The sequence below is a fragment of the Micromonospora sp. NPDC047548 genome (assembly GCF_040642975.1).
GTDB lineage: Bacteria > Actinomycetota > Actinomycetes > Mycobacteriales > Micromonosporaceae > Micromonospora.
Genome location: NZ_JBEYTI010000001.1, coordinates 120,771 through 146,257, shown reverse-complemented (window position 1 = coordinate 146,257; position 25,487 = coordinate 120,771). Strand labels below are relative to the sequence as shown.

Below are 25,487 nucleotides of genomic sequence, written 5' to 3'. Positions count from 1 at the left end.
TTGCCCCCCGTCGGACGCTTCCCTTCGTGGCTCGGCACACAGCCGCCGCGGCCCGCGCCGGCCGGCCGCCGCCGGCGGCCGGTAGCGTGATCGCGTGCGGGAGACCACGGCGGTACGCGGCGCGGCCCGGCCACGGCGGGTACGCCCCGCCGGCTGGTGGTGGGACGCGCTGCTGCTGGCCGGGCTGGTCGGGCTGACCGTGGCGCTCGCCACCGGCCACCTCTTCGCCGTCGACCGGGCGGTGGCCGACTGGGCCGGGGACCACCGGCCGGCGGTGGCGTACTGGGTGGCGCGGGTGTTCAACTTCCTCGGCCAGGGCACCCCGTTGACGCTCCTCGCCGCCGGGCTCGGCGTGCTGCTGGCGGTCCGGCTGCGCTCGGTCCGCCCGGTGCTGCCCCCGGTGGCCGCCTTCGCGCTGACCAACCTGACCATCGGCCCGCTCAAGGTCTGGACCGCCCGCCCCGCGCCCAGCGCGAGCATCAAGGAGCCGTTCCTGCCGCCCGAGCAGACCCTGCCGCTGTTCCAGCACGAGCTGCCGGTCAGCTACGCGCAGTCCTACCCGTCGGGCCACGTCGCCAACGCGATCGTCTGGTACGGCGTGCTGGCGCTGTTGATCGCGCCGCTGCTGGGCAACTTCGGCCGTACGGTACCGGGCTGGCTGGTCACCGTCGTCCGGGTGGCGCCGCCGCTGGTGGTGCTGACCACCACCACCTACCTGGGTTGGCACTGGCTGACCGACTCGGTGGCCGGGCTGCTGCTCGGGCTGGTGCTGGACCGGCTGCTGCACCGGGTGCCCTGGGACGACCTGCCGCTTCCCGGCCGGTTACGGAGCTGGGACCGGCCGTTCACCTCGGTCACCTAGCCTGCGCCCGTGCAACGACTGAGGCGACGGCTGGGCGTACCCGACGCGGTGGTGATCGGCCTGGGGTCGATGCTCGGCGCGGGCGTCTTCGTGGTCTTCGCCCCGGCCGCCGCCTCGGCCGGGGGCGGCGGACTGCTGGTCGCGCTGGCGGTGGCCGGCTTCATCGCGTTCTGCAACGCGACCAGCTCGGCCCGGCTGGCCGCGCGCTACCCGGAGTCGGGCGGCACGTACGTCTACGGGCGGGAGCGGCTCAACCCGTTCGCCGGCTTCCTGGCCGGCTGGGGGTTCGTGGTCGGCAAGACGGCGAGCTGCGCGGCGATGGCGCTGACCATCGGGGCGTACCTCTGGCCCGGGCAGGCCAGGGTCGTCGCCGTCGCCGCCGTGGTCGCGGTGACCGCGGTGAACCTGCGCGGCATCGCCAAGACCGCCGCCACGACGCGAGTGCTGGTGGTCGTGGTGCTGGCCGTGCTGGCCCTGATCGTGGTGGCCGGGCTGGCGGCCGGCGACGTCCGGCTGGACCGGCTCGCCGGGTCCGGTGGCTCCACCCACGGGGTGCTGACCGCGGCGGGGCTGCTCTTCTTCGCCTTCGCCGGGTACGCCCGGATCGCCACCCTCGGCGAGGAGGTACGCGACCCGGAGCGGACCATCCCCCGGGCGGTGCCGCTGGCCCTCGGCGTGGTGCTGGCGATCTACCTGCTCGTCGCCGTGGTCGCGGTCGGCGTGCTCGGGGCCGACCGGCTGGCCGCCTCCGCCGCGCCCCTGGTCGACGTGGTGACCGCCGCGGGGCTGCCCGGCCTGGCCTGGGTGGTCCGGGCCGGGGCGACCGTCGCGGTGACCGGGGTCCTGCTCTCCCTGGTCGCCGGGGTCGGCCGGACCCTGCTGGCGATGGCCCGCCGTCGGGACATGCCCGGCGCGTTGGCCGCGGTGCATCCCGTCCACCGGGTGCCGCACCGCGCGGAGCTGGCGGTGGCCGCCGTGGTGGTCGTGGTGGTGGCGCTCGGCGACGTGCGCGGCGCGATCGGCTTCTCCAGCTGCACGGTGCTGGTCTACTACGCGATCGCCAACGCGTCGGCGCTCACCCTGGGCCGGGACCCGGCCCGGAAGCTGCCCGTCCAACTGCTCGCCGCGCTGGGGCTGGTCGGTTGCCTGCTGCTCGCGGTCGGCCTGCCGCTGACCAGCGTGCTCGCCGGCTTCGGTGTGCTCGCCCTCGGCGCCGCCTGGTACGCCGTCCGCCACAGGGTTTAAGACCTACCCACGGCGCGCCGCCGAGGTCATTCCTCCGGCCCTCGGGGCGCGGGCACGCCGTCCGGACCCGGGGGCAACGGCGGCGGAGTCGTCTCGCGCAGCAGTGCGCTCAGCCCGGCCCGCCGGGCCACCACGGTCAGCCGGTCCCCCGCGTTGATCACCATCCGCGGGTCGCCGGACCAGTCCGTCCGCTGCCCGGCCCGGGTGTGCGCGAGCAGGCGCACCTCGCCCGGGCGGGCCACGGCGGCCAGCGGCCGGCCGTCCAGCGGCGCGCCGGCCACCACCGGCACCTCCACCACCAGCAGCGCGTGCCGGTCGACCGGGATGGTGGCGATCACCGCCCGGTCCAGCAACGCGGCCGCGAACGCGGGCGCGGCCAGGTACGACACGCTGCGCGAGATGCCGATGTCGAACGCCTGCTGGATCCGCTCGGCGAAGTCGCCGTCGAAGAGCCGCAGCACCACCCTCAGCTCGGCGTTGAGCGCCCGGGCGTTGAGCGCGGCGCGCAGGTTGGCCCCGTCGTCGGTGGAGGCCACCACCAACGCCTGGCAGGCCTCCACGGAGGCGGAGCGCAGGGTCTCCTCCCGGGCCGCGTCCCCGACGATCAGCGGTACGCCCAGCCGGCGGGCCAGCGCCGCGCCGCGCGCCTCGGCGGTCCGGTCGATCGCCACCACCTCCACGCCGAAGTCGCGCAGCTGGGCCATCACCCGGGTGCCGATGTTGCCCAGCCCCACCACCACGACGTGCCCGGTGCGGTCGGGCTGGATCCGGCCGTCGTGCAGGGCGAGCCGGGCGTTGACGACGCCGTCCACCACCACGGCGGTGATCAGCGGGATCAGCGCCAGCCCGGCCAGGTTGAGCACCACCTGCATGATCTGCGCGGCGGCCGGCTTGGTGACGTCCGGGTCCTGGCCGGTGAGCGTGGTGACCAGCGTCAGGTAGAGCGCTTCGGCCCAGCTCACGTCGACCGCGCGGGCGTTCAGCCAGCCGAGCACCGCGATCACCGCCAGCAGCACGATCACCGCGATCCCGATCTTGCGGGTGGCGAAGCTGCGGACCGCCCGGAGCAGCACCGCGAGCGGTTGCCGGCGGCGTCGGGCCCGGACCAGCCGGCGGGCGGCCAGCTCGGTGCCGGCCGGCTGGCCGCTCGCCTCGGCGAGCACCACGTCGGCCGCCGGTTCGTCGGCCGGCAGCACGCGGACCAGGGCCGGATCCGTGGTCACGGCCAACCCGCAGACGACGTCGCCGGGGCGGACGTCCTCGCGGCGGGCCACGTAGAGGGTGCGCCCGGCGTGCCGGAAGTGGGTGGGGGCCACCTCACCGAGGGCGGCGGCCACGAACGCCGGGGCGGCGATCGAGGCGTCGGAGAGCACCGCCGAGTCGGGGAAGAGCTCGCGCAGGCCGTTGGCCAGGCTGGTGTTGAACATGCGCACCACCAGGCGCAGCCGGGGCTCGACCTCCTGCGCGCAGAGCGCGGCGTGCATGTTGCCCACGTCGTCCTGGTGCAGCAGCGCCAACCCGTCCGCCCCGGCCAGGCCGGCCCGCCGGAAGGTGGCCTCGTCGAGCCGGTCGGCCCGGACCACCTGGATGCCGTCCACGTCGCGGCCGTCCGGCCCCTCGGAGCGGCGGCGCTCGGGCACCACCAGGGTGATGCGTACCCGGCCTTGCGCCAGCTCGGTGGCGAGCAGCGCCTTCACCACCCAGTAGGCGAGCGGATCGTTCCCGCAGACCACGTAGTGCGGCCGCGTATCGCCGTTGGCCCGTAACCGCCAGCCGGTCGCGCGACGCGCGCGATCGCGCAGGGGTTCCGCCATGACCGGATCGTAGTCAGTCGATCGCACCGGGCGCAGCCCCGCCAATCATGAGCGCATGTCGCCCCGTCCCGCCCGACCTGGAGTACGTCTGGCCCGCCTCTGACCGCGAACGGCGCTGCCTGCTGCCGTCGGAGGGCTGACCGGGGCAGACTGAGGCTACATCGGCGGGAAGGTGCACATGGCGCTGTCGCAGCTGCTGGGCCGGCTCATCGGCGTACGGGAGCAGGTGGTCGACCCGGGCGGCGGTGGCAGCCCCCGCGTGCCGCGCCCGGTGGCGGCCGTGGTGGTCGGCGGCGGGATCGCCGGCATGTCCGCGGCCGTGGTGCTCGCCGAGCGGGGGGTGGCGGTGACCGTGCTGGAGACCGCGCCGACGATCGGCGGCCGGCTCGGCGCCTGGCCGGAGGCCCTCGCCGACGGCACCCAGGTCAACGAGCACGGCTTCCACGCGTTCTTCCGGCAGTACTACAACTGGCGCGCGATCCTGCGCCGGATCGACCCGGGCCTGGGCTTCCTCAAGCCGGTCCCCGGGTACCCGATCCTGAGTGGACGGTGGCCGACGGAGGAGTTCGGCCGGCTGCCGGCGGCCCCGCCGGCGAACCTGCTCGCCCTCCTGCTGCGCAGCCCCAGCCTGCGCCTGGCCGACCTGCGCAGGATGGACCGGGACGCCGCGCTGCCGCTGCTCGCCTACGACCCGGTCCGCACCTACGCGGAGTTCGACACCACCACCGCCGACGAGCTGCTCACCTCGTTGCGGCTGCCGGACCGGGCCCGGGCCATGCTCTTCGAGGTCTTCTCGCACTCGTTCTTCAACCGCGAGGCGGAGATGTCGGCCGCCGAGCTGATCGCCCAGTTCCACTTCTACCTGTTGGGCAACCCGGAGGGGCTGGCCTTCGACTGCCCGGACGAGGACTACGCGACGGCGATCTGGCAGCCGCTGACCCGGCACGTGGGCGAGCACGGCGGCCGGGTGGTCACCGGCGCCGCCGCCATCCGGCTGGACCGGGAGCCCGGCGGCTGGCGGGTGCGGACCGCGGACGGCTCGTCGTACGGCGCCGGGCACGTGGTGCTCGCCGTCGACCCGCCCGCGCTCGCCGCGCTGGTCACGGCGTCCCCCGGCCTGCCTGGGGCGGCGCCCCGGCTGGTGGCCCGGATGCCCGCGTTCGGCCGGCCCGGTCCGCCGTACGCGGTGGCACGGTACTGGATGGACGGGGACGTCCGCGCCGACCGGGCGGTGTTCAGCGGGGTGTCCCGGCAGCCCACCCTGGACTCGGTGACCCTCTACCACCGGCTCGAGCACGAGTCCCGCCGGTGGGCCGAGCGGACCGGCGGTTCGGTGGTGGAGCTGCACGCGTACGCCTGCGGCGTGGGCGTGCCCGCCGAGGAGCTGGCCGAGCGGATGCGGGTCGAGCTGGCTTCGCTCTGGCCGGAGGCGGCCGGGCTGCGGGTCCGCGAGCTGCGCGCCCGGGTGGAGGCCCGGGCCCCGGCGTTCACCCCGGGCAGCCACGCCGACCGGCCGGGGGTACGCACCGACGCCGCGGGCCTCTACCTGGCCGGCGACGGTATCCGGACCGGGTTCCCGAGCGCGCTGATGGAGCGCTCGGCGGCGACCGGCATCATCGCCGCCAACCACATCCTGCGGGCCGAGGGCACGGCGGCCGAGCCCGTACGGTCCATCCGGCCCCGCGGCCTGCTGGCCCGACGCTGAGCGGCGTGTCCGGCGCTGAACCGCCCCGCGCGGGCATCGAAATGCGTTGCCTGCCCCGTCGGCCCCGCCCTACCGTGGTCGCGCAAGGTCAACCAGCCCGCCGGGAGCCAGCCATGTCGTTGTCGCACGTCACGTGCGCGTGGTCGACGCTGCCGCTCGATGGTTGCCGAGCCGAAGGTCCCCGGGACGGGTGGCCCGACTGACGCGTGCCCGCACGCGTTCCAGCCGCCCGTCCCACCCCGGACCGGGCGGCTTTTCGCCGTCCGGCCCGATCCACCGCCGACGTGAAGGGAGAGCCCGGTGGACGCCGTCCTCGTCATCAACGCCGATCTCGGCCCGCTGCACCGGGTCACCGTCCAGCACGCGATCCGGATGCTCTGCCGCCGGGTCGCCGAGATCCACGAGGCCGAACCGGACCAGGTCATCGGGGTCTTCCCGGTCCCCCGGGTGGTCCGCCTCGTCCGGTACGTCGTCACCCGCTGGCGGTTCCACGCCGGGCCCGCCTGGTCCCGGGCCGGCGTGCTGCGCCGCGACGCCCGGTGCTGCGCGTACTGCGGCGGCCCGGCCAGCACCATCGACCACATCCTGCCCCGCTCGCGCGGCGGCCGGAACACCTGGAGGAACACCACCGCCGCCTGCTACGCCTGCAACCAGCGCAAGGGCGACCGGACGCCGGCCGAGGCGGACATGCCGCTGCGGCGCGAGCCGGTGACGCCGAGCTGGGCCGCGTTCGCCGGGCGGTGACCGGCCGGCCGGCGGGCACAGGGGGTCGCGTCGGGGTACGCCTCCGGCGCGGCGCCCGCCGGTCCTCTCCGCCGGCCGGGCGGAGCCGCCCCGGTCAGTCCGGTGGACGCGGCGGTCAGGGGCGGTCGGACGGCGACCAGGCGAAGTTCGGCGCGCGGCGCTCGTGGTGGGCCGCGACCCCCTCGCGGGCCTCGCCGCTGTCCCGCACCTTCCGGTGCCACCAGGCGATCCGCGCCGGCCCGGCCCGGTCGTCCACGATCTCCTTGGCGGCCGCGACACTGAGCTGCGAGCGCTGCACGATGGCGGTGGTGATCGCGTCCACCCGGGCGGCGAGTTCGTCGACCACCTCGTCCACCAGGCCGACCCGCAGCGCCCGCTCGGCGTCGATCAGCTCGGCGGTGAAGAGCAGGAACTTCGCGGTGGCGGGGCCGACCAGCCGGGTCAGCCGGCGGGTGGTCGGCGCCGGGTAGACCAGCCCGAGCCGGGCCGGCGGTACGCCGAAGCGGGCGCCCGGGGCGGCGATGCGCAGGTCGCAGGCGACGGCGAGCTGGCAGCCGCCGCCGACGCAGGGCCCCTGAACGGCGGCGACGGTCGGCTTGGCGAAGGCGGCCAGTCGCTCCTCGGCGACGACCGCGATGCTGTGGTCGCCGGCGTCCAGCAGCTCGCCCAGGTCGCCCAGGTCGGCGCCGGCGCAGAAGGTGCCGCCCGCGCCGGTGAGCACCAGGGCGCGCACCGCGGGGTCGGCCTCCAGTCCGTCGAGCAGCACCGGCAGTTGCCGCCACATGTCCGGCGTCATCGCGTTGCGCCGGGCCGGGTTCCGGATCGTCACCGTCGCCACCGCGCCGGTCATCTCGACGGTCAGCTCCGCGTCCGACACCGCCACCACCCCTTCCCCGCCGGCCGGCACCCGCCGAGCCCGGTCCGGCGACCATAACGGCGCGGGCCCGACGACCACCCGCGAGGGGTGGCCGCCGGGCCCGCCGACGGTGAGGTCAGGTCAGGAGACGTCGACCGCGGTGTCGTCGACCACGAAGGACGTCTGGAGCGAGATGTCCTCGGTGCCGGTGAACTTCAGGGTGACGGTCTGGCCGGCGTACGAGGCCAGCGAGAACGACTTCTGCGAGTACCCGGCGGCCTTGTTCAGGTTCGAGTAGGTCGCCAGGGTCGCCAGCACCGTCCCGGTGGAGTTGAGCACCTGCACCTTGAACGTGTCGTACGCGGTGCTGGTGGTGGTCTCCGCCGAGTCGATGTGCAGCCAGAAGCTGAAGTTGTACGACGTGCACCCGGCCGGCAGGCTCACCGACTGGGAGAGCGTGTCGGTGTGGGTGATGCCGTAGCCGTCCATCCAGGCGTTGCGGGTGCCGGTACGGGCGGGCTGGCCAATGAACGAGCCGATGACGCCCGAGGTCGACGCCCACGGGGTGGTGCCGGACTCGAAGCCGGGGTTGCCGAGCTTCTGGCCGGGACTGGTGCAGCCGCCGCCGGTGCCGTTGACGGTCAGCGTGTAGGTCGCCGTCCGGTTCACCGAGCCCGCGCCGGTGACGGTGACCGGGTAGGTGCCGGCCGGGGTGCTGGCCAAGGTGGAGATGGTGAGGGTCGACGAACCGCCCGAGGTGACCGAGGTCGGGTTGAACGTGGCGGAGGCGCCGGTCGGCAGGCCGGACGCGGAGAACGTCACGGTCTGCGCGGTGCCACCGGTGGTGGCGGTGGTGACGGTGGTGGAGACCTGGCCGCCCGCGGTCACCGAGCCGGAGGTCGGGGAGAGCGAGACGGAGAAGTCGTTACCGGTCGAGCAGGGCGCGTCGTTGCCGGAGACGGCCACCGCGGTCCACGCCGCCTGGACGGCCTTGTACTCGGTGGAGCAGGTGCCGTACAGGTCGGTCGCCGCGCGGAGGCTGTACGCCCGGGAGGTGTTCGACGGCGTGGTGGTGTTGACGTACGAGGTGTTGGAGGTGAAGTACACGTCCAGGGCGCGGAACCAGATCTTCTCGGCCTTGTCGCGGCCGATGCCGGTCACCGCCGGGGCGGAGCCGCAGACCGGCGAGGTGCCGTACGCGGTGGAACCGGTGCCCTCGGCCAGGTTGAAGAAGAAGTGGTTGGCCGGGCCGGACGAGTAGTGCACGTCGACGTTCTTGGTGCTGGTGGACCAGCAGGTGTGCGACGCGCCGTCCAGGCCGGGGTTGTACATGTAGCGCAGCGGGGTGCCGTTGCCGTTGATGTTGATCTTCTCGCCGATGTCGTAGTCGCCCGGGTCGCTCGGCGCGGCGGCGTAGAACTCGACCATCGAGCCGAAGATGTCGCTGGTGGCCTCGTTCAGGCCGCCGGACTCACCGGAGTAGGTCAGGCCGCCCGGCACCACGTTCTCGGTGACGCCGTGGCTCATCTCGTGGCCGGCCACGTCGAGGGAGACCAGCGGGCGGGAGTTGCCCGAGCCGTCACCGTACGTCATCCGGGAGCCGTCCCAGAAGGCGTTGACGTAAGCGTTGCCGTAGTGCACCCGGCTCGGCACGCCGGTGCCGTTGCCGAAGATGCCGTTACGGGCGTGCACGTTCTTGAAGTAGTCGAAGGTCTTGGCGGCGCCGAAGTGGGCGTCGACCGCGGCGGACCGCCGGTCGGAGTTCGTGCCGTTACCCCAGGTGTTGCTGGTGTTGGTGAACGTCGTGCAGGTCGACGTGCCCTGGTTCATGTCGCAGGTGGAGCCGTTGCCGTGCGACGGGTCGATCATCTGGTACGTGCTGCCGGAGAGCGTGGTGTCGATGCTGACCGAGCCGGAGTAGATGCTGTTGCCGGTGCCGGAGACCGTCTCGATCTCGTCGTACGAGCCGATCACCTTGCCGGTGGCGGCGTCGGTGATGACGTGCAGCCGGGACGGGGTCTGCTTGTCGGCCTTCCAGCCGGCGGCGACGGTCTCATAGGCGAGGCGGCCCCTGCCGGAGCTGGCATCGACGAAGAGCTCCGGGGCGCCCACGGAGGTGAGCCTGCCGGAGAACGTCTTGCGCGCGGTCGCCTTGGCGGCGGACGAGGAGACCTTGGCGGTGGTGCCGAGGGTCAGCGGGGCGGCCAGCCCGACCGAGGAGCCGGCGTAGCCGCCGGTGGGCGTCGTGTGGATGACGAAGTCGCCGCCGTAGACGCGGAGGCCCTTGTAGGTACGGGTGTAGCGGGTGTGCGCCGCACCGCTGGCGTCCACCTTCGTGCGGACGGCCTGGTAGGACTCTCCGCTGACGCCCTGGACGGCGCCGGGGTTGCTGCGGAGCAGGCTCTCAGCACGAGCTGCGGGTGAGGTGTCCGGGGCGGGGGTGCTGGGGGCCGCCTGCGCTGCGGTGGCGACGCAGGTCAGCATGCCGCTGGTGAGCAGCACTGCGCTGACGGCGGCGAGGGATCTTTTCACGTGCCCTCCTGACAAGGAAGTTGTGACGCGGGTAGTCACGCATGTAGATATAGCGATACACCGGGGAAAAGAGAAGAGGGGAAGCGCTTCCAGCGCGCGACACTGGCCGAACGGGGGAGGCGGCCCTGGTGACGGAACCCGGCGGCGACGACGCACGTCCGAACGGCATGAGATCACCCGTCCTGGCCGTTGTCAAGATCGTAACTGTGGCCGGCCTGCTGACCGGCTGCTCAGCAACCGACTCCGGTTCACCTGCGTCGACGCCGAGCACCCCCACCGCCAGCGCCGCCACGGCCACGCCGGGCGACAGCGCGCAGGGCACCGCCACGCAGGGCACCACCACGCCGGGCGCCACGGCCACCGGTTCCGCCACCGCGACCGCCTCCCGGGTGGTGCTGACCCGCACCGGCGGCTTCGCGGGCCGCGCGGACACGGTGACCGTGGAACCGGACGGCCGATGGACGGCGACCGACGTTGCCGGGGCGACCCGGACGGGTCAGCTCGCTCCGGGCGAACTCGACCGCCTGCACGGGCTGGCGGGCACTGTGACCATGAGCGGCGGCGCTGCCGACACCGGCTCCTGCGCGGACGCCTTCACCTACCGGGTGGCCGTGGGCGCGAACACCGTCAACTGGACCGACTGCGGTCCGCCGCCACCGGCCGCCGCGCCCGCCGTGGCCGACCTCCTGCTCAGCGCCGCCGCCCTGGACTGACGGCCGGACCACCAGCCGGCCGTCTCCAGCAGCGCCGGATGCCCGAGCAGCTCCGCCCGATGTCGTTCGAACGCAGCCGTGATCGGGCCGCGTGGAATGACCGGACCGTCACCACCGGCGGAGCAGCCGGAACCGTAGGACCACCGCGAGGGTGTCGTCGTCCACGGTGAAGTCCGGGTCGCCGAGCCAGCCCCGGTAGTCCGGCCCGTGCCAGTACGTCTCGTGCCCGGCGCGCCAGGCGGCGACCGAGTCGTACCCCTCGCCCTCGTCCCGGGCGTGGTCGAGATCGATGTCGCGGAGCGGGACGACGCGTACCTCGGTCACCTCGATGATCGCGACCGGGCGGTCGGCGGAGTCGACCACGACGGAGCGGTTGCCGACCACCGGCAGTGGCTCGCCGTCGAGCTCGTGGTCCTGAAGCAGGCCGGTGGTGGACGTCTTCGCGCCGGAAAGGACGGCGGCGACGAGCTGGTCGCGCAGCGGCCCCGGAAAGGCGAACTCGGACTTCGGCAGGTCGGGCGGCGTCGTCGTCATCCGGCGACCGTAGCCGGCACCGCGCGCGGTCACACCCGATAATCGCTGGGCAGTCCGGTGCCGCGCAGCTCGGGCGGCAGGTGGGCCACGTCGTTGAAGGCGATCAGGCTGGGCGGCCCGGCCGAGCTGTAGCGGATCACGGTCAGGCCGGCGTTGTGGTGGTTCGACCCGAGCCAGCGCCGCTCCGGGGCGTCCAGGGCGTGCCGGACCAGCCAGGCGATCAGGAAGTTGTGCGTGATCACCAGCTCGCGGACGTCACCGTCGGCCGGGGCGGTGGCGAACCGTGCGACGGCCTCCGCCGCCAGTCGCGGCCCGTCGGCCCGCTCGCGCGCCGAGAAGCCGGCCAGGAAACTCGCGTACGCCGCGGGCAGGCCGGCCGGATCGGTGTCGTGCGGGAGGTGGTCGCCGGCCAGCTCGGTCGCGTACACCGGGACCCCCGGAAGTGACCCGGCGACCAGCTCGGCGGTCTCGACGGCCCGGCGCAACGGTCCGTGGTGGACGGCCCGCAACGGTACGGCCCGCAGCCGCTGGCCGAGCAGCGCGGCCTGGCGGCGGCCCCGCTCGGAGAGCCCCACCTCGGGCGACTCGACCTCCGGGCGGTCCTGCTCGCCGTGCCGGGCCAGGTAGAGCAGTCGGGTGGCCATCGTCGTCTCCTCGTGCGGCCGGAAGGCGCGATGCTAACCCGCGCCTTCCGGCCGTCGCCGCCCGGCCGCGGTCAGCGAGACGGCAGCCGCAACGCCCCGGCGAACGTCCCGGCGACCCAGGCCCAGCCGTCGTCGATCCCGTACGGGCGCTCGGTCGGCTCGTCGGTGATGTTGCGCCGGGATGTCCAGCGGTTCGGCGTACGCCCGGTCCATGGCGTCCCGGGCGCGCAGCATCGCCCGGTTCGACTGGCACCCGCTCACCGTCTACTTCCCCGAGGAGTCGACCGACGGCGAGTGACGCGGCCCGATCGCGGGCGGCCCGCTCCGAAAGCCGGCGACGCCCGACCGTGGTGAGGTACTCGCGTGGGAGCATCACGTCATGGCGAATTCGAAGCAGCCGGTGACGGTGCCGACCGACGCCAGCATCGAGGACTTCCTGGCCGCGGTCCCCGACGAACGGCGACGGGCCGACGCGGAGCGCCTCTGCACGATTCTGCGCGAGGTGACCGGCGAGCCCGCGGTGATGTGGGGCACGAGCATCGTGGGCTTCGGCAGCTACCGCTACACCTATCAGAGCGGGCGCACGGGCGACTGGCCGCTGGCGGGCTTCTCGCCACGCAAGCAGCAGCTCGTCGTCTACCTGGTGGGCGGGTTCGAGGAGCGGCACGCGTCGGTGCTCGCCCGGCTCGGGCCACACAAGACCGGAAAGGGATGCCTCTACCTGAAACGACTCAACGACGTCGACGAGAGCGCGCTGCGCGAGCTGATCGACCGCACGGTGCGGGTACACAAGGGCGTCGACCGAGCAACTGATCGATCAGCTTCGTAGGGATTTCTCGTCCCCCGCCGGCATCGCTGGAGTGGAGATGCCGCCACCCGGATCTCGGCAGGAGTGGCAGGACGACCAGGTACGACTACGCGTTGGCACGCTCGCCGACAGCCCGACGACGTGCTGAGCCTTCCGTGCCGAATCCACACGGAGTCCCACACCAACCTCAGCCGCTCGTTCGCCCAACTCCGCGAGACCGCCGGCTGTCCGCCTGCACGACTCGCGGCGGTGTCCGCCGCGAAACGCCTGATGGAATTGGAGCCCCCGGCCGGGATCGAACCGGCGACATCTCGCTTACAAGGCGAGTGCTCTGGCCAGCTGAGCTACAGGGGCGCGTGCGTCGACGTCAGCATAGCGACTGACGCCCGGAAATCCCGCTTGGCAGGCATCCCGAGCACGGAAAACGTCAATTTCCCGACCGCACCGGCCAAGAGCCCGGCACCGCGCGCCCGGACTTCGGTGGTGATTGATGCCTGGCCGTGCCCGGCTGACCGGAATGTGCAAGGGGTCCGTCCCACCCGGTGTCCCCCGTCTTGGCAGGGTGGAGAAAGCCGTTTACCGTGCAGTAGCACGGACGACACCCACGATCGGCTTTGGCCGCCCCCAGGGACGTCGCCCGTGGACCGGCACCGAAGGTGCCGGTGGCTCCTTCACTCGGATCGTCCGGCACGTTCCTGCCGGTGAAAGGAAGCGCACCACCATGGCTACGGTCACCTACGCCAAGGCGTCCCGGATCTACCCGGGTACCGAGCGCCCCGCGGTCAACCAGCTCGACCTCCAGATCGGCGACGGGGAGTTCCTCGTCCTGGTCGGCCCGTCGGGTTGCGGCAAGTCCACCAGCCTGCGGATGCTCGCCGGCCTGGAGGACGTCGACGACGGCGCGATCTACATCGACGACCGCGACGTCACCCACCTGCCGCCGAAGGCCCGCGACATCGCGATGGTCTTCCAGAACTACGCCCTCTACCCGCACATGTCGGTGTACGAGAACATGGCGTTCGCGCTGAAGCTGCGCAAGACCCCCAAGGACGAGATCGACCGGCGGGTCAAGGAGGCGGCGGCGCTGCTCCAGCTGGAGGAGTACCTCAACCGCAAGCCGAAGGCGCTCTCCGGTGGCCAGCGCCAGCGGGTCGCCATGGGGCGCGCGATCGTCCGCGAGCCGCAGGTCTTCCTCATGGACGAGCCGCTGTCGAACCTCGACGCCAAGCTCCGCGTGCAGACCCGTACCCAGATCGCCTCGCTGCAGGCCAAGCTCGGCATCACCACGGTCTACGTCACGCACGACCAGGTCGAGGCGATGACCATGGGTCACCGGGTGGCGGTCATGCTCGACGGCGTGCTCCAGCAGGTGGACACTCCCCGCGCGCTCTACGACACCCCGGCCAACGTCTTCGTCGCCGGCTTCATGGGCTCCCCCGCCATGAACATCAAGACCGTGCCGCTGAACGAGCAGGGCGCCGCCTTCGCCGAGCTGCACATCCCGCTGACCCGGGAGCAGGTCGCCGCCGCGCAGGCCGAGAACGGCGACGGCAAGGTTACCGTCGGCTTCCGTCCGGAGGACTGCGACCTGGTCAGCCCGACCGAGGGCGGCATGCCGGTCGTGGTCGAGCTGGTCGAGGACCTCGGCTCGGACGCCAACGTCTACGGGCACGCCGCGCTGCAGGGTCACGACGAGCGCTTCGTGGTCCGCACCGACCGGCGCACCATGCCGAACATGGGTGACACCGTGTTCGTCAAGCCGCGTACCGGCCGCAGCCACGTCTTCCACGCCACCACCGGCAACCGGATCTGACGTACGCGAAGAAGGGGCGGTCCGCTGTCGGCGGGCCGCCCCTTCTCGTCGGTGCCTGCGCGGGTCAGTCAGACCTCGACGGCGCGGCGGCGGGCAACCTCGGCGAGGGTGACCGCGGCGGCGACGCTGGCGTTGAGCGACTCCACGTCGGAGATCATCGGGATGCTGACGGTCAGGTCGCAGGTCTCCCCGACCAGCCGGGACAGCCCGCGCCCCTCCGAGCCGACCACCACGACCAGCGGGCCGACGGCGGCTTCCAGGTCGTACAGGTCGGTTTCGCCGTCGGCATCCAGGCCGACCACCATGAAGCCGGCGTCCTGGCAGGCCTTCAGCGACCGGGTCAGGTTGGTGACCTGGGCGACCGGCACCCGCGCGGCCGCGCCGGCGCTGGTCCGCCAGGCGGTCGCGGTGATCCCGGCGGCCCGCCGCTCGGGTACGAAGACACCCTGCGCGCCGAACGCGGCGGCGGAGCGGATCACCGCGCCCAGGTTACGCGGGTCGGTCACCCCGTCCAGCGCGACCAGCAGCGGGGCGGTGTGCTCCACCGACGCGGCGATCATGTCGTCGAAGGGCTGGTAGGCGAACGGCGGCACCTGGAGGCCGACGCCCTGGTGCAGCACCCCGCCGGTCATCCGGTCCAGCTCGGCCCGGCTGATCTCCAGGATGGCGATGCCCCGGTCGGCGGCCGTCCGGACGATCTCGTTGATCCGGTCGTCGGCGTCCATGCCCTGCGCGGTGTAGAGCGCGGTCGCCGGCACCTGCGTACGCAGCGACTCCAGCACCGGGTTGCGGCCGACCAGCAGCTCCGGGGTGTCCTTGGACGGGTTGGACTTGCGGCCCGGCGCGACCCGGGGGCCGGTACGACCGGTGGGCTTGCCACCTCGGCCGCCGGCGCCACCGCGGCTCGGGGCGACGCCCCGGGTGCCCTTGCCCCAGGTGGTGTCCTTGCTGCCCGGCTGACCAATCTTGGGGGCGCGCCCCTCCTCGGCCGCCGCGCGGCGCTCCTTGTCCTGCTTCCAGGCGGTGCGCTGCGGCAGCTTCTCGGTGCCCGAGTACGCCTTGTGCCAGGGCCGCTCGTCGGCGGGCAGGGTTTTGCCCCGGCCCGCGAGGGAGTCCTTGTTCTTGCCGCCGGAGCCCTTCGGGGCGCCCGCCTTCGGTGTCAGTCGCCGGCCACGGCGCTGCGAGTTGCCGGCCATCAGTCCTGCTCTCCAATAGTCCAACGGGGGCCCTGGGGGGTGTCCTCGACCACCACGCCGGCCTGCTTGAGCTGGTCGCGTACGGCGTCGGCGGCGGCCCAGTCCTTGCGGCCGCGGGCCTGGGCACGCTGCTCCAGGGCCAGCGCGACCAGGGAGTCCACCACGCCGCGCAGGTCTCCCGCGCGGTCGCCGCCGGTCCAGGCCGGATCCAGGGGGTCGACGCCGAGGATATCCAGCATGGCCCGGGCGGCGGCCAGGGTCGTGCGGACGGTCACATCGTCGCCGGCGGTCAGCGCGGTGTTGCCGTCCCGGACCACCTCGTGCAGCACCGCGAGGGCGGCCGACGTGTTGAGGTCGTCGTCCATCGCCGCGACGAAGCCGACCGGCAGCTCGCCGAACTGGCCGCCGCCGACCCGCTCGGCGGCCCGCTGGACGAAGCCCTCGATCCGCCGGTACGCCACCGCGGCTTCGCGCAGCGCGTCCTCCGAGTAGTCGATCCGGGACCGGTAGTGCGCCGCCGCGTAGTAGTAGCGCAACTCGACGGGACGGACCCCGAGCGAGTCCACGTACGTCAGGTCGAGGGCGTTGCCGAGCGACTTGCCCATCTTGGCGCCGCCGATGCTGAGCAGCCCGTGGTGCACCCAGTACCGGGCGAAGGGCAGCCCGGCGGCCTGCGACTGGGCGATCTCGTTCTCGTGGTGCGGGAACGTCAGGTCCAGCCCGCCGCCGTGGATGTCGAACTCGGCGCCCAGGTAGCGCCAGCACATCGCCGAGCACTCGATGTGCCAGCCAGGCCGGCCCCGGCCCCACGGCGACGGCCAGTACGCGTCGGCCGGCTCGTCCGGCTTGGCGCCCTTCCAGAGCGCGAAGTCGCGCGGGTCGCGCTTGCCGCGCTCGGGGGCGTCCCCGGCGGACTGCATGTCGTCCGGCGACTGCCCGGACAGCGACCCGTACGCGGGCCAGGAGGCCACGTCGAAGTAGACGTCGCCGGAGCCGTCGGTGGCCGGGTAGGCGTGCCCGTCGGCGATCAGCCTGGCGATCAGCTCGTGCATCTCCGGGATGTGCCCGGTGGCACGCGGCTCGTACGTCGGCGGCAGCACGTTCAGCGCCCGGTACGACTCGGCCAGGATCAGCTCGTTGGCGTACGCGATGGTCCAGAACGGCCGGCCCCGCTCCATCGCCCGGACCAGGATCTTGTCGTCGATGTCGGTCAGGTTGCGGATGAAGGTGACCTCGTAGCCGGCGACCAGCAGCCAGCGGCGCAGCACGTCGTAGTTGACGCCAGAGCGAAGATGACCGATGTGCGGCGGGGCCTGGAGGGTGAGACCACACAGGTAGACCCCCACCTTGCCGGCTTCCCGCGGGACGAAGTCCCGCACCGATCGGGCGGCGGTGTCATACAGGCGTAGCGTCACCGTACAAGGGTAGCCGTCCATGCTTTCCGGGGTCGCGCGGAGCCGGGTCGTACGCTGCGTGCTGTGGAGACGACGGCGAGGTCCGGCGAGCCCGGGGACGCGGCGGCCCGGGCCGGGGTCCGCGCGGCGGCCCGGGACCGGGCGGAGGCCGGCGAGCCGGCGGCCCGGGACCGGGCGGGGGCCAGCGAGGCGACGGCCCGGGCCGGGGAGACGGCGCAGACCCTGGACCGGGGCCTGCGCCTGCTGCACCTGGTGGCCGACGCCCCCGCCGGGCTGACCGTGACCGAGGCGGCGAACCGGCTGGGCATCGGCCGGGCGGCCGTCTACCGGCTGGTCGGGGCGTTGACCGGGCACGGGATGCTGCGCCGGGACGGCGACGGCCGGCTGCGCCTCGGCGCCGGCGTGCTGCACCTGGCCCGCAGGGCCCAGCCACTGCTCGCCGAGGGGGCGCTGCCGGCACTGCGCCGGCTGGCCGAGCAGGCCGGCGCGACCGCGCACCTCACCGTGGTCGAGGGCGGTGAGGGGGTGGCGCTGGCGGTGGTCGAGCCGAGCTGGACGTCGTTCCACGTGGCGTACCGGACGGGGGCGCGGCATCCGCTGGAGCGTGGGGCGGCCGGCCTGGCCATCCTCGCCGGCCGGGCGGGCGTCGCCGACCCGGTGAGCACCGTCGGGGAACTCCAGCCCGGGGCGTACGGGGTGGCCGCGCCGGTGCTCGGGGTGCCCGGGCTGGAGGCCAGCGTCGGGGTGGTGGCCCTGGCCCCGCTGGACGCCGGCACCGTCGGCGCGCAGGTGCTCGCCGCCGCCCAGTCGATCGCCGCCGCCCTCTCCTGACCCCGCCCGCGCCAGCCTTGACCGACCGATCCGGCCCTTGATCGACTCGGTTTTGGCCCCTTGATCGACTCCGCCGGGCCTTGATCGACTCCGCCGGGCCTTGATCGACTCCGCCGGGCCTTGATCGACTCCGTTTGCGGCGAGTCGCGCTGTCCCGAGCGCACCGACACCACCACACGCCGCAAACCGAGTGGATCAAGGCCCGGCGGCCCTAGCAGAGCCGGACTGCTGGGTGGGCTTTTTCCACAGGGCGGCGAGGCGAGGGGCCGGCTGGTTGTCCACAGGGGTGTCGGGGGTCACCTCGCGACCCACACGCTGGTCGGTATGCCTTCCCTCGCACACCGGCCCAGCCTTCTGGCCTGGCAGGTCTTCCGCGGCTCCGACGCGGTCCGGCACGGCCTGCTGAGCCCACAACAGCTGCGCAGCTCCGCCTGGGTGCGGCTGCGTCACGATGTCTACGCCGACGCTCGCCTGGACCGGGATCACCGCCTGGCCTGTCGCGCAGTGTCCCTGCGGATGCCCGCGGGGACGGTGCTCGCCGGGCCATCGGCGGCGCACCTGCACGGCGTCGAGCACGCGGCGGGCTTCACCGACGACGTCCACGTCCTCGCCCCGTGGGCGACGAGCGTCCGCAGTCAACGAGGCGTGCGGGTACACACGACGTTGGTGCCACGACGGGCAGGCGACGCCGTCGCGTCGGGCCTGCTCGGGCGACGACTCATACGGACTGCGGTGGTCGGCGGCCTGCCCACCGCGCCCTGTCGGCTCCCGCCGAGCGACGCGCCGCCCTTCAGGACGGCCGACACGTGGCCCTGGTCGCATCCGGCCATTGCCGCCTGGGAGACGGCCGCGTGGCTGGATCCGGTGCGGGCGGTCGGCATCGTCGACTCCCTACTCGCCGACTGCCTGACCACTCCTGCCGCCCTCGCCGAGGTCGGCGAGCGCTTCGCCGATCGGCCCGGTGGCCGGCGGGCGCGCCGGGTCTTCGACCTGGCCGACGCAGGAGCGCAGTCGCCGCCGGAGTCCCACCTGCGGGTACGCCTGGTCTTGGCCGGCCTGCCCCGACCGGTCACCCAACACCCGGTCCGGCTGCCGTCCGGCCTGGTGCTGCACCCCGACCTGGCCTGGCCTGAGTTCCGGGTGGCGGTGGAGTACGACGGCCAGTGGCACTCGGACCCGGACCAACTGCACCGCGATCGCCGCCGCCTCAACCAACTCGTGGCCGCCGGCTGGGTCGTGCTGCACGTGACCAGCCGCCGCCTCCGCGACGACCTTCCGGCCGTCCTCCGCGAGATTCGCGCCGCCCTGGCCGCCCGGGGCTGGCGGCGATGACCGCTGCGGCTGACCCCGGGGCCGGGCGGCGTCGCTCCCCGGTTTGCGGCATGTCGCGCCCTCCGCTCACCAGGACACCGCGACACGCCGCAAACGAGGGAGGGGCAGCCCGGCCAGAGGCGCCAGATGCAAGTCCGGTCTGGAGAGCAATCAGGCATTCGCGGGTTGCAGTGCCCGCAGTGCCCCGGGGAGGGCCGCCAGGCTGGTCACCTCGGCGTCGGGGCGTACCCCGGGCGGGCAGGGGAGGCCGTGTCGGTTGAGCCAGATCCCACGCAGGCCGGCGCGCTGCGGGCCGACCACGTCGTGGGCGAGCGAGTCCCCGACGTACGCGATCTGTTCCGCCGGCACGCCCGCGGCCTCGACCACCGCCGAGTAGAACCCGGGGTCGGGCTTCTTCGGCAGGCCGTTGTCGTGCGCGTACAGCTCGAAGGCGAACTCGCCGGCCAGCCCGCAGCGTTCGGCCCGGCTGTTGCCGTTGGTGGCGTAGCCCAGGCGGAATCCGGGCCGCAGCGTGGCCAGCGCGGGGAGCACGTCGGCGAAGGGCCGGGTCAGCGCGAACCGGCGGGCGAAGAAGAGCGCCGCCAGCTCGTCGAGACGCTCCGCCAGGCCGGCTCGTGCCAGCGAGCGGGCCAGCGCGGCCCGCCGGATCTCCTGCACCGGGGCCGCGCTCATCGCACCGAAGACCGCGCCCCAGTCCGACTCCAGGTCCGCGAGGGACACCTCGGCCGCCGCCGGGGTCAGCCGCCGCATCTCCTCGAGTACGGCCACCAGCCCGCCGGTGACCGCCGGGCGCAGGTCGAGCAGGGTCTCGTCGGCGTCGAACACCAGCACGGTCAGCATGGCCCCGACCGTCTCACGTCAGGGCGGGCTGCTCGGCCGGGGTGTCCGACCGTTCGGCGCGGGTGCCGCGCAGCTCGTCGAGGCGGACCAGCGCCACCCCGGCGACGATCAGCGCACCCCCGAACAGCTGCACCACGCTGGGCAGTTCGGCCAGCACCAGCCAGGCGATGAGCACCGCGAACATCACCTCGGTCAGCCCGACGAAGGACGACAGCCGGGCACCGAGGATCCGGGTGGCCGCGATGCCGGCCTGGTACGCGACCACCGCGGCCACCAGCGACAGCCCGGCGATCGGGACCAGCCAGCTGGTGCGCTGCCCGGCAAAATCGACCTCGCCGAAGGTGGCGTGCAGCGGCAGCACCCCGACCAGCCCGAGCAGGGCGAGGACCGCCGCGCCGATGGCCATGCCACCGCTGGCCATGGCGACCGACGGGAGGTCGGCGTCGACCCGGGCGGCGAGCACGAAGTAGCCGGCCAACCCCACCGCGGCCCCGAGCCCCCAGAGCACGCCCACGGGGTCGAGGCGACCGGCGCCGGTCAGGTCGAGCACGAAGGCCAGTCCGGCCAGCGCCGCCACCGAGCCGACCACGGTGAGCCGTCGGGGGCGCTGGCCGTGCACCAGCCACATCCAGGCCACGACCAGGATGATGCCGAGGTATTCCAGCAGCAGGGCCACGCCGACCGGCAGGTAGCGGACGGCGTTGAAGAAGCACGCCTGGGCGGTGGCGACGCCGAGCAGACCGAAGACGCTCACCGGGCCGAGGTTGCGACGCAGCACGGCGCCCTTGCCGCGCAGGGCGAGCGCGGTCGGCACCGCCAGCACCAGGGCGGCGATCCCGACCCGGGCGAGGACGACAGCCTCGGCCGACCAGTCGGCCTCGATCAGGGAGCGGGCGAAGGTGCCCGAGGTGGCGAAGGTGACGGCCGACAGCAGGGCCAGCCCCAGGCCCGCGCCGGCGGATCGTTCGTGCATCGGGCTCTCCTCGCCGGCACAGTGGTCATGACCGAACCACGCTTATGCTGGTGACGCTAACGGCCCGCTCTGACAGGAGTCAAGTTGCTCTTTGCTCATGACACAGAATGTGGGTTGATCGCCACGACCGCCCTGGTCAACACCGACGGCCCGGACGGCGAAGGGCTGCCCGACGTCGCCGCGCTGGACCGGCTCTTCGTGGCGCACGGCTGGACCGGCCGGCACGAACACACCGAGGCCGAGCTGCGATCGGTACGCGAGCTGCGCCCCCGGCTGCGCCAGATCTGGTACGTCGATGTCGACGGGATCGTCACCATCGTCAACGAACTGCTCCGCGAGTCCCACGCGCTGCCCCAGTTGATCCGGCACGACGACGAGCCGTACCACCTGCACGCGGTGCCCCGGGACGCGCCGCTGGCCACCCGGATGGCCGTCGAGGCGGCGATGGCCCTGGCCGATCTCGTCCGCCTCGGCGAACTGGACCGGCTGCGGATCTGCGCCCACCCGGACTGCGACAACGTGCTGGTCGACCTGTCGAAGAACCGGTCCCGCCGGTTCTGTGAGGCGGGCTGCGGCAACCGGGCCGCGGTCAGCGCGTACCGGGCAAGGAGGGCGACCACTCGCTCCTGAGCAGCTCGTACTCCACCTCGCCGTGTTCGGTCCCCGGGACCGGATCGTCGAAGTGCAGGTGGAAGGTGCGGACGTACCGCAGGCCGGCCTTCGCCATCACCTGGCGGGAGCGGGTGTTGACCGTCATGGTCTCGGCCCAGACCCGCCGCACGCCCACCGTGTCGAAGGCGTGCCGGAGCAGCGGCCGGGAGCCCTCGGTGGCCAGCCCGCGTCCCCACACCGACCGGCGCAGCCGGTAGCCCAGCTCCGCCTCGGTCCCGTCGTCGGACGGGTCGAGCGCGAACCAGCCCAGGAAGTCGCCGCTCTGCCGGTCGAGAGCCGCCCAGCGGCCCAGGCCAGGGTGGCGGTCGTACTGCGCGAGGATCCGGGGCAGCTGCTCATCGCGGACGGTGGCGCGCGGGGTGGGCCGGCCGAGGAAGCGCATCACCTCCGGGTCGCTGTCCAGGTCGACCAGGTGGTCCACGTCGTCCGGGGTGAACCGCCGCAGCCGCAGCCGCTCGGTCTCCAGCAGCACGTCGGCGGTCATGCCGGGATCATGCCGTCAGCCCACGCACCGGTCGACGGGTTATCCCGTCACCGCCCCACCGCAGCGGCCCGGGCCGGGCAGTCCCCATGATCGGGTAGCAATTTCCGACACGACACGCCGCTCAGAGTGTCGGCCACTGTGATGTCCGATACGGATAGAGCCGTAGCCAGTTCCGTCGTCTCTGGCGCCGGACGCACCGGAGTTGGCCCGCTGGTGGGACCGAAAGTTACGGCCCGATAACGACGTTCGCGAGCGGCTCGCCCGCGGCGTACCGCCGCACCTGGTCGACCAGCAGTCGGCGGGCCCGGGGTGCCAACGCGGCGGTCAGGCCGCCGACGTGCGGGCTGATCAGGACGTTCGGCGCGGACCATAGCGGGTGGTCGGCGGGCAGCGGCTCGGGTTCAGTGACGTCCAGGGCAGCGTGCAGCCGGCCCGCGTTGAGCTCGGCGAGCAGCGCCTCGGAGTCCACCACCCGGCCCCTCGACACGTTCACCAGCAGGGCACCGTCGGCCATCCTGGCGAGGAAATCCTTGTTCACCAGGCCCTCGGTCTCCGGGGTCAGCGGGGTGGTCAGGATAACAACATCCGCTTGTGGCAACATTTCCGCAATTTCGGAAACCGGACGCACGCCGGGGCGGGCGCTCCGGGCCACCCGGCTGATTTCCACCTCGAACCCAGCGAGCCGGCGCTCGATCGCGGCGCCGATCGAGCCGTACCCGACGATCAGCACCCGGGCGTCAGCCAGCCCGGTCGACCAGCCCGAGGCCCAGCGGCCCTCGCCCCCCGCCCGGACGAAGTCCGGCAGCCGGCGCCGGGCGGCCAGGGTGAGCGCCACGGCCAGCTCGGCGGTGGCCGCGTCATGCACGCCCCGGCCGTTGGCCAGGATCAGACCAGGCCGCAGGAACGGCAGGACGTGGTCGTAGCCGGCGGTCACGGTCTGCACCACTTTGAGCCGGGGCATCCGGGCGATCGGCTCGCAGAGGCGCGGATCAATAATCCCGTACGGAACCGCGTAAAACTCGACATCGTCCAGGTTCTCGGGCAGGGGCTGAGCGCCGTCGTACAGCGCAACATCGAGATCGCCAAGCTCGGCCACTGCGTCGGGGTGAGAGATCAGGTAGCGCACGGCGACAAGCATGCCGTAGTCCTCGCCTGGCTGCGCACCGCCTTCGCCCTGGTCGGTGGCGGGGTTGGCCGTCGAGCAGGCCGTAGCCACTCCAAGGGCACCCCTAATCCAGGACGTGATCGCCGTCCTTGCTCCTGCTGTTCGACGCAGGTAGCGCGATCCGGCCCTTGGGCCGCTGGGTCCGCTGCGAGCTGGCGATGCGGCTTGGCGAGCGACTTGCCACCACCAAATCGAGCCGGAGCTGGCGGCTCGACCGGCGGCCGGACGTGTCCAGCTGAGGTAAACCCCAACACCACGTCCAAGACGTCATCGAACGGCGTCAGAATAGAGTCGTCTACAGCTACCTACGAGCCGAACTCGCCGCAAGCTGAAAGTGCCAGCCATTTAGGTCAAATCAAGATCACCCTTACCGCCGTTTGGCAAGCGCTAGTCCCCGAGCCCCGTGCAAGGCGGTCACGTCAGCGCGGCGGCGCGGCCACGAAGGCGCGCCAGGCGTACGGGTCGAAGGCCAGCACCGGACCGCGCGGGTCCTTGCTGTCCCGCACCCCGACCACCCCCGGCAGATTCGTCGCCACCTCGACGCAGTTGTTGTCCTGGCCGCTGCGGCTGCTCTTACGCCAAGCAGCGCCGGTCAACTCCATGACTCCGCCACTTCCCTCATCAACTCGATGGACTCCTGCGGGGGCAACGCCTCGCCGAGAATAGTCTCCCAGACCCTTTGCAGGCGTCGCAGATCCTCCGGTCGGTCCAGCTCCTGACCCCTGATCTGACTGTCCAGATAGGCCACCTCGGAGTCGTCCGTCAGAACGGCGAGGATGAACGGGCCACCGAGCCCCGGGTGCTCACCTGCGGAGCGAGGCACCACGAGGAGCCGAACACGGGGGTGTTCAGTGGTGAGCTGGGCCAGGTGCGACACCTGGTCACACATTGTCTTCCGGCTACCCACCGGCCTTCGGAGCGCCGCCTCGTCCATGACCGCCACGATCTTGGGTGGTCGGTCACCGTAGAGGATGTCCTGCCGCTCCATTCGGTCGGCGAGGCGTCGATCCACCTCTTCGGGATCGAGCAGGCAACCGGCCTCGAATACCGCTCGGGCATACGCCTCGATCTGGAACAGACCGGGCACATGCAATGGCTCGTACCAACGCAGTGCCTTGGCTTGCTTCTCGATCGCCCGACCGCCTCGTAGCCAGACCTGTGCCTTGTCGAGGGCTACCAGCTCGGTGAGCATGCGGCCGAAGATGCCGCCGGTGTCCAGGGCCTTGTCGACCAGTTCCAGGTACTTCGCCGTGGGCTGCTGCTGCCCCAACTCCACCGCGCTCACCATGGACGCCGAGTAGTTGACGGCCTTGGCGAGGTCGTCCTGGCTCCAACCCCGACGCATCCGCGCCCGGCGCAGCTCGGCGACCAGGAAGGCCGCCGCCGTCATCCGCCCGTCCGCCATCCCCAGCCGCCCTCCAGCGCCCTGATGATCGACTCCAGTGCCGCGCCAGCCGGGGGACCCACGAACGCAGGGCGTCTCCCAGCACGGGCGCAAACCCTTCACACCGTAGTGGTGTCGTCAGCAGACTGTGAAGCGTGACATCGAGCGCCCACCCTCCGGGCGCGTCGGTGTCGCGGTGGGACCGCCCGCTCCCCCGGCCGGCGGTCCCACCCCCGGGGGAGATCACGCAGCCGACCCACCTTGGAGACGACGCGATGCCCCGGCCCACCTGGAGAAACCGTCCCGCCCTGCCGCCCCGGCCCACCGAAGGGTCGGTGCCGACCCCGGTCACCCGCCCCGGCCCGGTCGGGTGGGCCCGCAACGAACGGCCCGTACCCCTCGCGCCCCGGCACCGGCGGACCTGGCGGAACCTGGGCCGGCGGTGCTCGTGCGGGCTGCGGTGGCGCGAGTGCCCGGACCGGCACGCCACCGTGCCGACCGAGCCGGTCGCCGGCCCGCCCACGTCCCCGCGTCCGGAGTGGGCGGACGCCACGCTGGCGTACCCGCAGGTGGGACGCGCCGGTTGGCTCACGCTGGCGCAGCAGTGGCGGGCCAACGGCGGCCGGTGGTGACCGACCGCCCGCACCTGCCGCTGCGTCCGCTCTGGCTCTGCCGGGTCTGCGCCGCGCCGTGGCCCTGCGCCAACGCCCGCCTCGCCCTGGTCGCCGAGTACGCCCACGACCGGGTCGCGCTCAGCGTCTACCTCTGCACAGTCCTGCACGACGCCGCCGCGGACCTGCACCGGCTCAATCCGCAGGACGGGCCGGACCCGGCGACGCTGTTCCGACGTTTCCTCGCCTGGGTACCGCGTGGCCACGGGACGCCGGAGGACCGGTGATCCACCCCGTTTGCGGCATGTCGCGGT

The 25,487-nt window shown here is 73.1% G+C and carries 25 protein-coding genes and 1 tRNA gene; 12 read left to right on the top strand and 14 right to left on the bottom strand.

The window, feature by feature from the left end; all coding sequences use genetic code 11:
* Positions 1–94: 94 nt before the first annotated feature.
* Entirely contained in the window at positions 95–862 is a 768-nt protein-coding gene (locus ABZ807_RS00670) for a phosphatase PAP2 family protein (protein WP_357151067.1), read from the top strand.
* Between the two features lie 9 nt (positions 863–871).
* Positions 872–2,107, top strand: a complete 1,236-nt coding sequence (locus ABZ807_RS00665; protein ID WP_357151065.1) for an APC family permease — start codon at positions 872–874, stop codon at positions 2,105–2,107.
* A gap of 26 nt (positions 2,108–2,133) precedes the next feature.
* Here ABZ807_RS00665 and ABZ807_RS00660 read toward each other — a convergent pair whose 3' ends face one another.
* On the bottom strand, positions 2,134–3,921 hold the full coding sequence (locus ABZ807_RS00660) for an NAD-binding protein (RefSeq protein ID WP_357151063.1): 1,788 nt from the start codon (positions 3,919–3,921) through the stop codon (positions 2,134–2,136).
* Between the two features lie 178 nt (positions 3,922–4,099).
* On the opposite strand from ABZ807_RS00660, the gene ABZ807_RS00655 reads away from it, so the two are divergent.
* Both ABZ807_RS00655 and ABZ807_RS00650 read left to right on the top strand, forming a co-directional pair.
* A complete protein-coding gene (locus ABZ807_RS00655; RefSeq protein WP_357151061.1) occupies positions 4,100–5,626 on the top strand; it encodes an FAD-dependent oxidoreductase in 1,527 nt (508 codons plus the stop codon).
* 300 nt (positions 5,627–5,926) lie between these two features.
* On the top strand, positions 5,927–6,370 hold the full coding sequence (locus tag ABZ807_RS00650; protein ID WP_357151059.1) for an HNH endonuclease: 444 nt from the start codon (positions 5,927–5,929) through the stop codon (positions 6,368–6,370).
* A gap of 115 nt (positions 6,371–6,485) precedes the next feature.
* Here the strand turns inward: ABZ807_RS00650 and ABZ807_RS00645 are convergent, their stop codons facing one another.
* Positions 6,486–7,253 (bottom strand): enoyl-CoA hydratase/isomerase family protein, encoded by a 768-nt coding sequence (locus ABZ807_RS00645; RefSeq protein ID WP_357151058.1) that lies wholly within the window; start codon positions 7,251–7,253, stop codon positions 6,486–6,488.
* Positions 7,254–7,367: 114 nt separating this feature from the next.
* Positions 7,368–9,758, bottom strand: coding sequence for a M4 family metallopeptidase (locus ABZ807_RS00640; protein ID WP_357151055.1), 2,391 nt, complete (start codon positions 9,756–9,758; stop codon positions 7,368–7,370).
* A 206-nt stretch (positions 9,759–9,964) separates the two neighbouring features.
* Between ABZ807_RS00640 and ABZ807_RS00635 the strand changes: the two genes are divergently transcribed.
* Positions 9,965–10,471 (top strand): hypothetical protein, encoded by a 507-nt coding sequence (locus ABZ807_RS00635; RefSeq protein ID WP_357151053.1) that lies wholly within the window; start codon positions 9,965–9,967, stop codon positions 10,469–10,471.
* Between the two features lie 108 nt (positions 10,472–10,579).
* Here the strand turns inward: ABZ807_RS00635 and ABZ807_RS00630 are convergent, their stop codons facing one another.
* Positions 10,580–11,005 (bottom strand): ASCH domain-containing protein, encoded by a 426-nt coding sequence (locus ABZ807_RS00630; RefSeq protein ID WP_357151051.1) that lies wholly within the window; start codon positions 11,003–11,005, stop codon positions 10,580–10,582.
* Between the two features lie 29 nt (positions 11,006–11,034).
* The gene (locus ABZ807_RS00625) at positions 11,035–11,649 is read right to left on the bottom strand and encodes a histidine phosphatase family protein (protein WP_357151049.1); all 615 of its coding nucleotides are present in this window, start codon (positions 11,647–11,649) and stop codon (positions 11,035–11,037) included.
* A gap of 379 nt (positions 11,650–12,028) precedes the next feature.
* Here ABZ807_RS00625 and ABZ807_RS00620 point away from each other — a divergent pair, with 379 nt between their 5' ends.
* Entirely contained in the window at positions 12,029–12,478 is a 450-nt protein-coding gene (locus tag ABZ807_RS00620; protein ID WP_357151047.1) for a DUF1801 domain-containing protein, read from the top strand.
* Positions 12,479–12,734: 256 nt separating this feature from the next.
* Here ABZ807_RS00620 and ABZ807_RS00615 read toward each other — a convergent pair.
* Positions 12,735–12,811 (bottom strand) — tRNA-Thr (locus ABZ807_RS00615).
* 367 nt (positions 12,812–13,178) lie between these two features.
* Between ABZ807_RS00615 and ugpC the strand changes: the two genes are divergently transcribed.
* Positions 13,179–14,270, top strand: a complete 1,092-nt coding sequence (ugpC, locus tag ABZ807_RS00610; protein WP_357151046.1) for a sn-glycerol-3-phosphate ABC transporter ATP-binding protein UgpC — start codon at positions 13,179–13,181, stop codon at positions 14,268–14,270.
* Between the two features lie 68 nt (positions 14,271–14,338).
* On the opposite strand, the gene rlmB is transcribed toward ugpC, so the two are convergent.
* A complete protein-coding gene (rlmB, locus tag ABZ807_RS00605; protein WP_357151044.1) occupies positions 14,339–15,466 on the bottom strand; it encodes a 23S rRNA (guanosine(2251)-2'-O)-methyltransferase RlmB in 1,128 nt (375 codons plus the stop codon).
* Positions 15,466–16,881 carry a cysteine--tRNA ligase gene (gene cysS, locus ABZ807_RS00600; protein WP_357151042.1) on the bottom strand — a complete coding sequence of 472 codons (1,416 nt, stop codon included), beginning with the start codon at positions 16,879–16,881 and terminating at the stop codon, positions 15,466–15,468. The genes rlmB and cysS overlap by 1 nt, the downstream gene beginning before the upstream one ends.
* A gap of 63 nt (positions 16,882–16,944) precedes the next feature.
* On the opposite strand from cysS, the gene ABZ807_RS00595 reads away from it, so the two are divergent.
* Positions 16,945–17,712, top strand: coding sequence for a helix-turn-helix domain-containing protein (locus tag ABZ807_RS00595; RefSeq protein ID WP_357151040.1), 768 nt, complete (start codon positions 16,945–16,947; stop codon positions 17,710–17,712).
* 324 nt (positions 17,713–18,036) lie between these two features.
* Positions 18,037–19,044: a DUF559 domain-containing protein gene (locus ABZ807_RS00590; RefSeq protein ID WP_357151038.1), complete on the top strand. Its 1,008-nt coding sequence runs from the start codon at positions 18,037–18,039 to the stop codon at positions 19,042–19,044.
* Between the two features lie 150 nt (positions 19,045–19,194).
* On the opposite strand, the gene ABZ807_RS00585 is transcribed toward ABZ807_RS00590, so the two are convergent.
* Both ABZ807_RS00585 and ABZ807_RS00580 read right to left on the bottom strand, forming a co-directional pair.
* Positions 19,195–19,884, bottom strand: a complete 690-nt coding sequence (locus ABZ807_RS00585) for an HAD family hydrolase (protein ID WP_357151036.1) — start codon at positions 19,882–19,884, stop codon at positions 19,195–19,197.
* 13 nt (positions 19,885–19,897) lie between these two features.
* The gene (locus ABZ807_RS00580) at positions 19,898–20,857 is read right to left on the bottom strand and encodes an EamA family transporter (RefSeq protein ID WP_357151034.1); all 960 of its coding nucleotides are present in this window, start codon (positions 20,855–20,857) and stop codon (positions 19,898–19,900) included.
* Between the two features lie 84 nt (positions 20,858–20,941).
* Here ABZ807_RS00580 and ABZ807_RS00575 point away from each other — a divergent pair, with 84 nt between their 5' ends.
* Positions 20,942–21,487 (top strand): CGNR zinc finger domain-containing protein, encoded by a 546-nt coding sequence (locus ABZ807_RS00575; protein ID WP_357151032.1) that lies wholly within the window; start codon positions 20,942–20,944, stop codon positions 21,485–21,487.
* Here ABZ807_RS00575 and ABZ807_RS00570 read toward each other — a convergent pair.
* From ABZ807_RS00570 to ABZ807_RS00555, 4 genes are all read right to left on the bottom strand, one after another.
* Positions 21,447–22,013, bottom strand: a complete 567-nt coding sequence (locus ABZ807_RS00570) for a GNAT family N-acetyltransferase (RefSeq protein WP_357151030.1) — start codon at positions 22,011–22,013, stop codon at positions 21,447–21,449. The two genes, ABZ807_RS00575 and ABZ807_RS00570, sit on opposite strands and share 41 nt — an antisense overlap.
* Before the next feature lie 226 nt (positions 22,014–22,239).
* A complete protein-coding gene (locus tag ABZ807_RS00565; RefSeq protein ID WP_357151457.1) occupies positions 22,240–23,151 on the bottom strand; it encodes a 2-hydroxyacid dehydrogenase in 912 nt (303 codons plus the stop codon).
* Between the two features lie 446 nt (positions 23,152–23,597).
* The gene (locus ABZ807_RS00560; RefSeq protein WP_357151029.1) at positions 23,598–23,780 is read right to left on the bottom strand and encodes a DUF397 domain-containing protein; all 183 of its coding nucleotides are present in this window, start codon (positions 23,778–23,780) and stop codon (positions 23,598–23,600) included.
* Positions 23,771–24,583 (bottom strand): helix-turn-helix transcriptional regulator, encoded by an 813-nt coding sequence (locus tag ABZ807_RS00555; protein ID WP_357151027.1) that lies wholly within the window; start codon positions 24,581–24,583, stop codon positions 23,771–23,773. Before ABZ807_RS00555 ends, ABZ807_RS00560 begins: the two co-directional genes overlap by 10 nt.
* A gap of 254 nt (positions 24,584–24,837) precedes the next feature.
* Between ABZ807_RS00555 and ABZ807_RS00550 the strand changes: the two genes are divergently transcribed.
* Positions 24,838–25,194, top strand: coding sequence for a hypothetical protein (locus ABZ807_RS00550; RefSeq protein ID WP_357151026.1), 357 nt, complete (start codon positions 24,838–24,840; stop codon positions 25,192–25,194).
* Positions 25,188–25,460 (top strand): hypothetical protein, encoded by a 273-nt coding sequence (locus ABZ807_RS00545; protein WP_357151024.1) that lies wholly within the window; start codon positions 25,188–25,190, stop codon positions 25,458–25,460. Before ABZ807_RS00550 ends, ABZ807_RS00545 begins: the two co-directional genes overlap by 7 nt.
* Positions 25,461–25,487 lie beyond the last annotated feature (27 nt).

Bases quoted from the DNA above. Each gene is read 5' to 3' on its own strand.
- ABZ807_RS00660 (WP_357151063.1), bottom strand. From the start codon at position 3,921: ATGGCGGAACCCCTGCGCGATCGCGCGCGTCGCGCGACCGGCTGGCGG.
- ABZ807_RS00655 (WP_357151061.1), top strand. From the start codon at position 4,100: ATGGCGCTGTCGCAGCTGCTGGGCCGGCTCATCGGCGTACGGGAGCAG.
- ABZ807_RS00630 (WP_357151051.1), bottom strand. From the start codon at position 11,005: ATGACGACGACGCCGCCCGACCTGCCGAAGTCCGAGTTCGCCTTTCCG.
- ABZ807_RS00625 (WP_357151049.1), bottom strand. From the start codon at position 11,649: ATGGCCACCCGACTGCTCTACCTGGCCCGGCACGGCGAGCAGGACCGC.
- ABZ807_RS00620 (WP_357151047.1), top strand. From the start codon at position 12,029: ATGGCGAATTCGAAGCAGCCGGTGACGGTGCCGACCGACGCCAGCATC.
- ugpC (WP_357151046.1), top strand. From the start codon at position 13,179: ATGGCTACGGTCACCTACGCCAAGGCGTCCCGGATCTACCCGGGTACC.
- rlmB (WP_357151044.1), bottom strand. From the start codon at position 15,466: ATGGCCGGCAACTCGCAGCGCCGTGGCCGGCGACTGACACCGAAGGCG.
- ABZ807_RS00590 (WP_357151038.1), top strand. From the start codon at position 18,037: ATGCCTTCCCTCGCACACCGGCCCAGCCTTCTGGCCTGGCAGGTCTTC.
- ABZ807_RS00585 (WP_357151036.1), bottom strand. From the start codon at position 19,884: ATGCTGACCGTGCTGGTGTTCGACGCCGACGAGACCCTGCTCGACCTG.
- ABZ807_RS00580 (WP_357151034.1), bottom strand. From the start codon at position 20,857: ATGCACGAACGATCCGCCGGCGCGGGCCTGGGGCTGGCCCTGCTGTCG.
- ABZ807_RS00570 (WP_357151030.1), bottom strand. From the start codon at position 22,013: ATGACCGCCGACGTGCTGCTGGAGACCGAGCGGCTGCGGCTGCGGCGG.
- ABZ807_RS00565 (WP_357151457.1), bottom strand. From the start codon at position 23,151: ATGCTTGTCGCCGTGCGCTACCTGATCTCTCACCCCGACGCAGTGGCC.
- ABZ807_RS00560 (WP_357151029.1), bottom strand. From the start codon at position 23,780: ATGGAGTTGACCGGCGCTGCTTGGCGTAAGAGCAGCCGCAGCGGCCAG.
- ABZ807_RS00555 (WP_357151027.1), bottom strand. From the start codon at position 24,583: ATGGCGGACGGGCGGATGACGGCGGCGGCCTTCCTGGTCGCCGAGCTG.
- ABZ807_RS00550 (WP_357151026.1), top strand. From the start codon at position 24,838: ATGCCCCGGCCCACCTGGAGAAACCGTCCCGCCCTGCCGCCCCGGCCC.